Origin of the sequence: Curtobacterium sp. MCLR17_042 (assembly GCF_003234695.1) — a bacterium.
GTDB lineage: Bacteria > Actinomycetota > Actinomycetes > Actinomycetales > Microbacteriaceae > Curtobacterium > Curtobacterium flaccumfaciens.
This window is the reverse complement of sequence record NZ_QKTD01000031.1, coordinates 1-10,697: the sequence shown is the minus strand read 5'-3', so window position 1 is coordinate 10,697 and position 10,697 is coordinate 1. Positions and strand designations below refer to the sequence as shown.

The window sequence follows — 10,697 nt, the reverse complement described above, 5'->3', positions numbered from 1 at the left end:
ATAAGAGACAGCCCCCAACGCACGACGGCCCGCCCCGGCAGAACCGGAACGGGCCGAAGACGCGGAGCGAACCGCCAGCGTCAGTGCGCCGCGGCGGGGATGCTCCCGGTCGTGGCGGATCCGGCACGTGCGAGGCGCTCGACCCGCACCGACTGCCGGTTGATGAGCAGTCCGCCGGCCAGGGCGACGAGCACGAGCACGCCGGCCGAGATGCCGAACGCCACGTGGTACCCGTCGAGCGTCGCCTGGGCCTGCTGCAGCTTGGTCGGGGCGGCGGTCAGCCCGGACAGGCTGTTCGACACCACGTCGGCGAAGATCGTCGACAGCAGCGCCGTACCGATCGAGCCACCGATCTGCTGCATGGTGTTGACCGTCGCCGAGGCCACACCGGCGTCGGCCCGGGCGACCCCGGTCGTCGCGGTGTTCATCGCGGACGAGAAGATCGTGCCCATGCCGAGACCGATCACGATCAGCGCCGGCAGGACGGTGCCCGCGTAGGAGCTGTCCAGGTCGGTGCGGAGCAGCAGCAGGAGCCCGGTCGCGGCGACCAGGCCACCGGCGAAGATGAGCACCTTCGGCCCGACGCGTGGCAGCAGGCGGCCACCGATCTGCGTCGCCGAGATCATGATCGACAGCGGCATCGGCAGGAACGCGAGACCGGTCTGCAGCGAGCTGAACCCGAGGGTCTGCTCCAGGTAGTAGGTCAGGAACAGGAAGATGCCGAACATGCCGATCGCGACCAGGCCGATCGCGATGAACGAGCCGCCGCGGTCACGGTCGAGCACGACGCGCAGGGGCAGCAGCGGGTGGGCGACGCGGGTCTCGATGAACACGAACGCGGCGATCAGCACGACACCGCCGGCGAGCATGGCGATCGTGACGGGGGAGTCCCAGCCGTTCGTCTCGGCGTTTGAGAACCCGTAGACGACGCCGACCAGTCCGAGCGTGATGGTGATGACGCCGAGCACGTCGATGCGCGGACGCTCGACCTTCGGCGGCTTCTCCATGAAGACGAGGGCGCCGATCACGCCGAGCACGGCGAAGACGACGTTGACGTAGAGGCACCAGCGCCACGAGGCGTACTCGGTCAGCACGCCGCCGAGCAGCAGGCCGATGGCCGCACCCGAGCCGGCGATGGACCCGAAGATGCCGAACGCGCGACCGCGTTCCTTGGGGTCGCGGAACGTGGTGGTCAGCATGCCGAGTGCGGACGGGGCGAGCAGTGCGCCGAAGACACCCTGCAGCGCGCGGGCCGCGACGAGCAGACCGAACGAGTCGGCGAGGCCACCGAGCACCGAGGCGACGGCGAAGCCGACCAGCCCGATGATGAAGGTGTTCTTGCGGCCGAACAGGTCGCCGAGGCGACCGCCGAGCAGCAGCAGCGAACCGAAGGCCAGCGAGTACGCGGTGACGATCCACTGTCGCTGGTCGGTGCCGAAGTCCAGGTCGGCCTGGGCCGAGGGCAGGGCGATGTTCACGATGGTCGCGTCGAGCACGACCATCAGCTGTGCGAGGGCGATGACCGCCAGGGCGATCCAGCGGTGGTTGCTCTTGGCGGGGGTGGTGCCCGGAGTCGTGGGTGCTGTCCCGGTGGGGGTCGGCACGGTGTGTTCTGCCGTCACGGCAGCCTCCTTCGAGAAGGTTGGAGGGTGGGGTGGAGGTGCGCGCCGTCGGGCACTCCCGAGATGTGGTGGTGACGAAACCGGATGCGATGCATCCGTTTGTGGTCAGTGTAGACCGAAACGGAAGGAGGGCATCCACTTGTTCCCAGAAAGTGCAACTACGGTCGGATCGTGAGCACCACCGAGTCCGCGTCCGACCTCGAGCGACCGCTGCGCGCCGACGCAGCGCGCAACCGCGAGCTGATCCTGCAGACGGCACGCAAGTGCTTCGCGGAGCGCGGGCTCTCCGTCACGTTGAACGACATCGCGCACGAGGCCGGCGTCGGGGTCGGCACCGTCTACCGCCGGTTCGCCGACAAGGACTCCCTGATCGAGGCGCTGCTCGCCACCAAGTTCGAGGCCATGAACGACGCCGCAGCGCGCGCCGCGGACGTGTCCGACCCGCGCGAGGCGCTCCGGGTGTACCTGATGGGCGTCTTCGCGTTCCGTGCGCGCGACCGCGCCCTCGCCGACGCCATCGTCCGTGCCGGCAAGGCCCGACCGTCCATCGTGCAGGAGCGCGACCGGCTCGAACGCCAGGTCGCCGCGATCATCGGCCGTGCCGAGACCGCCGGCGTCGTCCGGCCCGGCTTCGACTACCGGGACCTGCCGATGCTCACCGCGATGGTCGGTGCGGTCGCCGACGCCACCCGCGAGCACGACCCGGACGCCTGGCGCCGCTACGCGGAACTCCTGATCCAGGGCGTCCTGCCGGGCACGGACGACAGCGCGCCGATGCTCGGCGACCCGCTGGACCGCGAGTCGATCGAGCGCGCGCTGCACGCGCAGTCCTGACCACGGACGCAGGGGAGGCCCGTGGCGGCGCCGCCACGGGCCTCCAGTCCGGCGGTGGTCGCCACCAGAGCGCCCAGCGCGACGAGCGCGACCGGACCGGCCGGACCTGTCAGGCCGGCTACAGCCAGCTGGGGATCCAGTAGTGCGACCGGACGAAGTCCCACGGCACCTGCATCGCCGTCCACATCGGGTACCAGTAGACCGAGGCGAGCACGACGACGCCCAGGTACACGCCGACCCACAGGATCGCCCGCGACCTGCGGGACCGTTCGTCGCTCCGCCTGCCGAGCACCAACCCGATCGCGGCGGCCAGCGCCATCACCATGTAGGGCTCGAAGGCGATCGTGTAGAACTGGAACACCGTCCGGTCGACGTACATCAGCCAGGGCAGGTACCCCGCCGCGACGCCGAGCAGGACGAAGCCGTACTCCCACTTCCGGCGCAGGACCCAGAGCACGAGCAGCGCCACCGTCGCGATGACCGAGGCGTACCAGATGAACGGGTTTGCGATACCGGTGATCGCCTCGCCGCAGCGGTTCGCCCAGCAGCCGTCCTGCCCGGCGTCCGTGCCGACGTAGAACATCGACGTGGGGCGCTGCATCACGAGCCAGAGCAGCGGGTTCGCCTGGTACGAGTGCGGGGTGTGCAGCCCGATGTTGAAGGCGTAGATCTCCGACTGGTAGTGCCACCAGTTCTGCAGGCTGTCCGGCACCCAGGCGAGCAGCCCGGTCCAGCGGTCGCCGCCCGAGGACAGCCAGTTGCGGTCCCAGCCGTCCTTCGACACGAACCAGCCGGTCCACGACACCACGTAGGTCACCGCGGCGATCGGCACGGTCAGCAGGAACGACACCGGTGCCTGCTGCAGCAGCGCGCTCGACGACCAGAACTCGACCCCGGCACGGCGGCGCATCATCATGTCGCTCAGCACGGAGTACACCGCGAAGAACGCCAGGAAGTACATCCCCGACCACTTCGTCGCCGCCGCCAGCCCGAGTGCCAGGCCCATCGCGAACAACCACGGGCGCCACCAGAACACCGGCCCCCACAGGGTGGTCCGGCCCGCGGCGGCGCGGGCGGCGACCCACTCGTCGAGCCGCCGTTGACCCTGCCGACGGTCGAGCAGCAACGCCCCGAACCCGAGGATGACGAAGAAGGTCAGGATGCCGTCGAGGAGCGTCACCCGCGACATCACGATCGCCTGCCCGTCGATCGCGAGCAGGAAGCCGGCGAGCGTGCCGATCATCGTCGAACGGAACAGCGACCGGGCGATCACCGCGGTGAGGAACACCGTCGCGATGCCGAGCACGGCCACCGTGAAGCGCCAGCCGAACGAGTTGTCCGCCCCGAACAGCAGCATCCCGAGGCCGATGAGGTACTTGCCGAGCGGCGGGTGCGCGATGAACTCCGCGGCACTCGTGAAGACGTCCGTCTCACCGCGGACGAACCGGTCGTCGGTCGTCGGGGCGCCGTCCCCGCTCGGGTTCGCGGGCCAGGTGCCCTCGTACCCGAGGTGCACGATCGACCAGCCGTCCTTGACGTAGTACGTCTCGTCGAACACGAGCGAGTGCGGGGTGCCGAGGTTCACCAGCCGCAGCACGGCGGCGAGGAGTGTCACCGCGAGCGGACCCGTCCACCGCCACACGGCGACCCGCTGCGACGTGGAGAGCACCCGCCCCCACCAGTCGTCCAGGCGCGAGCCGACCGGCCCGTCGGGCACGGCCGTGCGGTCGTCGGTCAGCTCGCTGGTCATCGCTGAGCATCCTACGGATCGACCACATGTCCCCGCTGCGACGGGGCTGCTCGCGCCGACGCAGCCGCCCCGCGGCCGCCCCGGGGCCGCGCTGGCGTCGCGGTGCGGGGACAATGGGTACGTGATCGTCCTCGCAGCAACGCCCATCGGCAACCTCGGGGACGCCTCGCGCCGTCTCGTCGAGACCCTCTCCAACGCCACGGTCGTCGCGGCGGAGGACACCAGGACCGCCATCCACCTGATGCGTGCCCTGGGCATCGAGAACCGTCCGCGGCTCATCGCCCTGCACGAGCACAACGAGCGGGCGAAGGCGTCCGAGGTCGTCGAGCTCGCCCGCGACGAGGACGTCGTGGTCCTGACCGATGCCGGCATGCCCGCGATCAGCGACCCCGGCTTCCCCCTCGTCGAGGCCGCCGCGGCCGCCGGGGTCACCGTCACCGCCCTGCCCGGGCCGTCGGCCGTGCTCATGGCGCTCGCCGTGTCCGGGCTGCCCACCGACCGCTTCACGTTCGAGGGGTTCCCGACCCGCAAGGCCGGCGAGCGCCGTCGGGCGTTCCAGGCGCTGGCGGGGGAGCAGCGGACGATGGTGTTCTTCGAGTCGCCGCACCGACTGGCCGAGACCCTGGCGGACATGGCCGTCGGGTTCGGGGGCGACCGACGCGCCGCGGTCTGCCGCGAGCTCACGAAGCTGTACGAAGAGGTCCGCCGTGGGCCGCTGGACGAACTCGTCGCGTGGGCGTCCGAGGGTGTCCGGGGTGAGATCTGCATCGTCGTCGCCGGCGCCGCGGAGGCCACCGAAGAAGCCACGCTCGACGACGGCGTGCGCCTGGTGCTCGAGCGGGTGGCCGCCGGCATGCGCATGAAGGAGGCCGCCGCGGCGGTCGCGGACGCGACCGGGCTGTCGAAGCGGGACCTCTACGAAGGGGCGCTCGCGGCGCGCTGAGCGGGGCTCGTCACGTTCGCGTCCGCCGGTCTGGAGGCGCGGGGCGGGCCCGTCACGGGCCTCCCGGACCCGGTTCTCCACAGTCCACCGCCGCACGCGTCATCAGGGTTCGGTGCGCCCGTAGGATGGTCCGCATGTCCGCCGGGTCCTCGTTCAGCATCACCACGCCGATCTTCTACGTGAACGACGTGCCCCACATCGGGCACGCCTACACCGAGGTCGCCGCGGACTTCCTCGCGCGCTGGCACCGGCAGCGCGGTGACGACACCTGGCTGCTCACCGGCACCGACGAGCACGGGCAGAAGATCCTGCGCACCGCCTCGGCGAACGACGTCTCGCCCAAGGAATGGGCCGACCGGCTGGTCAACGACGCCTGGAAGCCACTGCTCGACACGGTCGACGTCGCGAACGACGACTTCATCCGCACCACTGACGAACGGCACGAGCGCGGCGTGACGGCGTTCCTGCAGAAGCTGTACGACGACGGTTTCATCTACGCCGGCGAGTTCGAGGGCTTCTACTGCGTGGGCTGCGAGGAGTACAAGCAGCCGAGCGACCTGGTCGCCGGCACCGGTGCGTACGAGGGTCAGCAGGTCTGCGCGATCCACTCGATCCCGGTCGAGGTGCTGGCCGAGCGCAACTACTTCTTCCGGATGTCCGACTTCGAGCAGCGCCTGCTCGACCTGTACGAGTCGAACCCGCTGTTCATCCAGCCCGAGAGCGTCCGCAACGAGATCATCTCGTTCGTCAAGCAGGGGCTCCGCGACCTGTCGATCTCGCGTTCCAGCTTCGACTGGGGCATCAAGATCCCGTGGGACAGCGACCACGTGCTGTACGTGTGGTTCGACGCCCTGCTCAACTACGTCACGGCGCTCGGCTACGGCACCGACGACGACGAGGCCTTCAAGCGCCTCTGGCCGAGCGTCCACATCGTCGGCAAGGACATCGCCCGCTTCCACGCCGTCATCTGGCCGGCGATGCTCATGGCCGCTGCGCTGCCGGTTCCGGAGCGCGTCTTCGGCCACGGCTGGCTGCTCGTCGGCGGCGAGAAGATGTCCAAGTCGAAGCTGACCGGCATCGCGCCGTCCGAGATCACCGACACGTTCGGGTCCGACGCCTTCCGCTACTACTTCCTGCGCGCCATCACCTTCGGGCAGGACGGCAACTTCAGCTGGGAAGACATCTCGGCGCGCTACCAGGCCGAGCTCGCGAACGGCTACGGCAACCTGGCGTCCCGCCTGGTCGCCATGCTGCAGAAGTACTGCGACGGCGAGGTCCCGGCGCGTGGCGAACTGACCGAGTCCGACCAGGCGATCGACGCCCTGGCCGTGTCGGTCACCGAGCGTGCCGACGCCGCCATCGCCGCCTTCGCCCCGCACGAGGCGATCGCCAGCGTGTGGGAGCTCGTCGACGCCCTGAACGGGTACATCACCGAGCAGGCGCCCTGGGCCCTGGCGAAGGACGAGGCCAACAGCGAACGCCTCGGGACCGTCCTGACCACCGCGCTCCGCGGCCTCGGCACCGTCACCGTCCTGCTGTCCCCGGTCATGCCGAAGGCGACCGAGAAGCTCTGGGCCTCGATCGGCGCCGGCGGGTCCGTCGCCGAGCAGCGGGTCGACCGGGCGTACGAGTGGCAGGGTGCGTCGCACGTGGTGCCGCTCGAGAGCGGGCTGTTCCCCCGGATCGAGCAGGTCTCCGCGTGACCGACGCCGAGTCGCACGTCCGGTCCCGCGGCGACGGGGCGTCCGGTGGCTCGAAGCGCGACCTGACGTACCCGCCGCTGCCGCAGGCGCTCGTCGTGCCGGTGTACGACAACCACACCCACATGGAGATCGCCGACGGCGTCGGCGACGGGGGTGACGGTCCGCTCGAGTACCGCGAGCACCTCGACCGTGCCTCGAGCGTCGGCGTGCGCGGTGTCGTGCAGGTCGGCACCGACCTCGCCACCTCGGAGTGGTCCGCGTCGATCGCCGCTCGGGAGCCCCGGGTCCTGGCGGCCGTCGCGCTGCACCCGAACGAAGCGCCCGTGCTGCAGGAACAGGGGCTGCTCGACGAGCACCTCGCCGGCATCGAACGGCTCGCCGCGCTGCCGCGGGTCCGGGCGATCGGTGAGACCGGCCTCGACTTCTTCCGCACCGGCGAGGACGGCCGTGACGCCCAGGTCCGTTCGTTCGAGGAGCACATCCGCATCGCGAAGGAGCACGACCTCGCGCTGACGATCCACGACCGCGATGCGCACGACGCCGTGGTCGAGGTCCTCGACCGCGTGGGGGCTCCGGAACGCACCGTCTTCCACTGCTTCTCCGGCGGGCCGGACCTCGCCCGGCTCTGCGCCGAGCGCGGCTGGTACATGTCCTTCGCCGGCACCGTGACGTTCAAGAACGCCGCACTGCTGCGTGAAGCCCTGGTCGTCGCCCCGCGGCACCTGATCATGATCGAGACCGACGCACCGTTCCTGACGCCCACCCCGTTCCGTGGCCGCCCGAACGCGCCGTACCTCATCCCGCTCACCCTGCGGTCGATGGCGGAGACGCTCGGCACGGACGCCTCGATGCTCGCGGCCCAGATCGCCTCGAACACCGAGCTCGTCTACGGCGCGTGGGACGCCGAGCCCGTGACGGTGGACGAGTAATCGTGGGTGCCCTGCTCGGCCCGGCGGAGATCCGGGAGCTCGCGGCCCAACTCGACGTCACCCCGACGAAGAAGCTCGGCCAGAACTTCGTGCACGACGCCAACACCGTGCGGCGGATCGTGTCGGTCGCCGGTGTGACCCCGTCGGCACGGGTGCTCGAGATCGGGCCGGGGCTCGGGTCGTTGACGCTCGGGCTCACCGAGACCGGCGCCCCCGTCACCGCGGTCGAGATCGACAAGCGCCTGGCCGCCAAGCTCCCGTCGACGGTGTCGTCGATGCAGCAGGACGCCAGGCTGACGGTCGTGCAGCAGGACGCCATGACCGTCGCCGCCGCGGACCTCGACGTCGAGCCGACGCACCTCGTCGCGAACCTGCCGTACAACATCTCCGTGCCGGTGCTGCTGCACCTGCTCGCGACCTTCCCGTCGATCGAGCGGTCGCTCGTCATGGTGCAGGCCGAGGTCGGGTACCGGCTCGCCGCCGGTCCGGGCAGCAAGGTCTACGGTTCGCCGAGCGTCAAGGCCGCCTGGTACGGGTCGTGGAGCACCGCCGGGCTGGTGAGCCGTCAGGTCTTCTGGCCGGTGCCGAACGTCGACAGTGTCCTGGTGGCGTTCGACCGGCACGAGCCCCCGGGTGACGAGCTCCTGCGGTCGCGGGTGTTCACGCTGGTGGACGCGGCGTTCCAGCAGCGGCGCAAGATGCTGCGGCAGAGCCTGTCCGGGGTGCTCGGCGGCAGTGCGCACGCGTCCGAGGTCCTGACGGCGGCGGGCATCGACCCGACCGCCCGCGGTGAGGCGATCGGTGTCGACGACTTCGTGCGGCTCGGGCGGACGGTCCTGGCGGCCGCGGAGTAGCTCGTTCCTCGCCCGGCGACGGCCCCGCCGTGACGCCTGCGTGCTGCGTGCCTGCTGACCGCGATGGTGCGAGGTTCTGTGTTCCGTGCGAGCCGAAGTGCCTCGCACCGAACACGGAACCTCGCACGGTGCGAACGCCGGCCGGCCACCCGGGTCAGTGCTCGCGGGACGCCATCATCTCGAGGATCTGCTGGTGGTTGCCGTTCCGCTCGGCGAAGCGCAGCGGGTGCACGTTCTGCACCAGGATCTCCGGGGCAGCGCCGGACTCGATGAGCGCCATGACCTCGTCGGCGAAGGCGTCGAGCGGCATCCCACCGAAGTCGGCGCCGCCCATCAGGTCGGTCATGACGGCCGGCGGGGCGAGCTCGAGCACCTCGAGCGACGACCCGACGAGCTGCTGACGGAGGGCCTGCGTGTAGGCGTGCACGCCGGCCTTCGTCGCGCTGTACGTCGGCGACGCGGTGAGCGGGACGAACGCGAGACCGGACGTGACGGTCATCAGGGTGGCCGAGGGCTGGGCGAGCAGGTGCGGCAGGAACGCGTCGATGAGCCGGATCGTGCCGACCAGGTTCGTCTGGACGAGCTCGAGGGCGTCGTGGATGTGCTCGGGGTCGCGGAGGTCCTCGTCGCGCATGATCCCGGACATGGTGATCAGGGCATCGAGCGACGGGTACGCCTCGACCACCGATGCGGCGGCGGCCTCGATGGACGCCGCGTCGGCGACGTCGATCTGCACGGTGCCGAAGCCGTGCTCGGCGGCGAGGGAGTCGAGGAGCGCCTGGCGACGGCCGCCGATGACGACGGTGCTGCCGGCGGTCTGCAGGCGCTGGGCGAGCGCGAGACCGATGCCCGAGGTCGCGCCGGGGATGAAGACGGTGGAGTTCGTGATGTCCATGACCACCACGATGCTCCGTGGACAGGGACGCAACCAGAGCGCGGTCATCGGGGGATCGGCGATCCCTGGCACCCGGGGCGGAAGCGGACGACAATCGACCCATGGACCGTGCCGCGCTCGCCGACTTCCTCCGCCGTCGCCGCGAGCTGCTGCGCCCCGAGGACGTCGGTCTCGGGCAGGGTCCACGACGCCGGACCCCGGGGCTCCGCCGCGAAGAGGTCGCTGCCCTCGCCGGCATGTCCGTCGACTACTACACGCGACTCGAGCAGCAACGCGGACCGCAGCCGTCCGAGCAGATGATCGCCGCGATCGCCCGGGCCCTGCGGTGCAGCCTCGACGAGCGCGACCACCTGTTCCACCTGTCCGGGCAGAACGCCCCGACCCGGATGCACCGCGCCGACCACGTCGACCCGGCGATCCTGCGGGTGCTCGACCGGCTCGAGGACACCCCGGCGATCGTCGTCAGTCACCTGGGCGAGACCCTGGTCGAGAACCGGCTCGCGGCGGCGCTCCTCAGCAGCTCGGTCGGCTTGCCGGGCAACCGCCGGTACCAGGCGTGGCGGTGGTTCGTGACGGGTGAGGAGCTCGCGAAGTACGCACCCGAGCAGCACGAGCGGCTGGGCCGTGTGGTGGTCGCATCGCTCCGCGCGGCCGTCGGGCTCGCGGGTCCGGGCGACCGCCGGGCGACGGAACTCATCGCCGAGCTGCAGACGCGCAGTGCCGAGTTCCGCGACCTCTGGGCCAAGCACGAGGTGGCCACGCGCTGGTCGGACAACAAGACGATCGTGCAGCCGGAGCTCGGCCGCATCACCGTCGACTGCCAGGTGCTGCACACCGACGACCAGGCGCAGGCCCTGCTGCTCTTCACCGCGCCTCCAGGATCAGAGGACGCGCAGAAGCTCGAGCTCCTCGGCGTCGTCGGACAGCAGACCTTCGCTGGCTGACGACCTCGCACGGTGCGAGGTCGACCACCGTCGGTACCGAACGGTGCGAGGTTCCGTACGCCGTGCGGCGTCGAGCAGGTCGCACCGAGTACGGAACCTCGCACCGAGCGACCAGGACCCGCCCGACCCCCCCCCCCCCCCCCCCCCCCCCCGAAAACACCCCCCCCCCCCCACCCTTGCCCCCGCGGGCTACCCTGGCCCCGGGGGGGGGGCGAGGACCCCC

9 protein-coding genes are annotated in these 10,697 nt (G+C 70.8%); 6 read left to right on the top strand and 3 right to left on the bottom strand.

All coding sequences use genetic code 11. The annotated features are described in order from the left end of the window. Positions 1–80: 80 nt before the first annotated feature. A complete protein-coding gene (locus DEJ02_RS18120; RefSeq protein ID WP_027466052.1) occupies positions 81–1,622 on the bottom strand; it encodes an MFS transporter in 1,542 nt (513 codons plus the stop codon). A 171-nt stretch (positions 1,623–1,793) separates the two neighbouring features. Here DEJ02_RS18120 and DEJ02_RS18115 point away from each other — a divergent pair, with 171 nt between their 5' ends. Continuing rightward, positions 1,794–2,456, top strand: coding sequence for a TetR/AcrR family transcriptional regulator (locus tag DEJ02_RS18115; RefSeq protein ID WP_181440417.1), 663 nt, complete (start codon positions 1,794–1,796; stop codon positions 2,454–2,456). 118 nt (positions 2,457–2,574) lie between these two features. Here DEJ02_RS18115 and DEJ02_RS18110 read toward each other — a convergent pair whose 3' ends face one another. Further along, the gene (locus DEJ02_RS18110) at positions 2,575–4,206 is read right to left on the bottom strand and encodes a dolichyl-phosphate-mannose--protein mannosyltransferase (RefSeq protein ID WP_111034055.1); all 1,632 of its coding nucleotides are present in this window, start codon (positions 4,204–4,206) and stop codon (positions 2,575–2,577) included. 121 nt (positions 4,207–4,327) lie between these two features. Between DEJ02_RS18110 and rsmI the strand changes: the two genes are divergently transcribed. From rsmI to rsmA, 4 genes are all read left to right on the top strand, one after another. Beyond that, positions 4,328–5,149, top strand: coding sequence for a 16S rRNA (cytidine(1402)-2'-O)-methyltransferase (rsmI, locus tag DEJ02_RS18105; protein WP_071406528.1), 822 nt, complete (start codon positions 4,328–4,330; stop codon positions 5,147–5,149). A gap of 134 nt (positions 5,150–5,283) precedes the next feature. Then, positions 5,284–6,852 carry a methionine--tRNA ligase gene (gene metG / locus DEJ02_RS18100; RefSeq protein ID WP_111034054.1) on the top strand — a complete coding sequence of 523 codons (1,569 nt, stop codon included), beginning with the start codon at positions 5,284–5,286 and terminating at the stop codon, positions 6,850–6,852. Further along, positions 6,849–7,781 carry a TatD family hydrolase gene (locus DEJ02_RS18095; protein ID WP_110862405.1) on the top strand — a complete coding sequence of 311 codons (933 nt, stop codon included), beginning with the start codon at positions 6,849–6,851 and terminating at the stop codon, positions 7,779–7,781. Before metG ends, DEJ02_RS18095 begins: the two co-directional genes overlap by 4 nt. Positions 7,782–7,783: 2 nt before the next feature. After that, positions 7,784–8,635 carry a 16S rRNA (adenine(1518)-N(6)/adenine(1519)-N(6))-dimethyltransferase RsmA gene (rsmA, locus tag DEJ02_RS18090; protein ID WP_111034053.1) on the top strand — a complete coding sequence of 284 codons (852 nt, stop codon included), beginning with the start codon at positions 7,784–7,786 and terminating at the stop codon, positions 8,633–8,635. A gap of 154 nt (positions 8,636–8,789) precedes the next feature. On the opposite strand, the gene DEJ02_RS18085 is transcribed toward rsmA, so the two are convergent. Beyond that, positions 8,790–9,530, bottom strand: a complete 741-nt coding sequence (locus tag DEJ02_RS18085; RefSeq protein WP_111034052.1) for an SDR family oxidoreductase — start codon at positions 9,528–9,530, stop codon at positions 8,790–8,792. 101 nt (positions 9,531–9,631) lie between these two features. Here DEJ02_RS18085 and DEJ02_RS18080 point away from each other — a divergent pair, with 101 nt between their 5' ends. Next, positions 9,632–10,474, top strand: coding sequence for a helix-turn-helix transcriptional regulator (locus DEJ02_RS18080; protein WP_071406524.1), 843 nt, complete (start codon positions 9,632–9,634; stop codon positions 10,472–10,474). The last annotated feature ends 223 nt before the right edge of the window (positions 10,475–10,697 follow it).

Excerpts from the sequence above, each read along its gene's own strand:
- DEJ02_RS18110 (WP_111034055.1), bottom strand. The coding sequence starts at position 4,206 with ATGACCAGCGAGCTGACCGACGACCGCACGGCCGTGCCCGACGGGCCG.
- metG (WP_111034054.1), top strand. The coding sequence starts at position 5,284 with ATGTCCGCCGGGTCCTCGTTCAGCATCACCACGCCGATCTTCTACGTG.
- DEJ02_RS18085 (WP_111034052.1), bottom strand. The coding sequence starts at position 9,530 with ATGGACATCACGAACTCCACCGTCTTCATCCCCGGCGCGACCTCGGGC.
- DEJ02_RS18080 (WP_071406524.1), top strand. The coding sequence starts at position 9,632 with ATGGACCGTGCCGCGCTCGCCGACTTCCTCCGCCGTCGCCGCGAGCTG.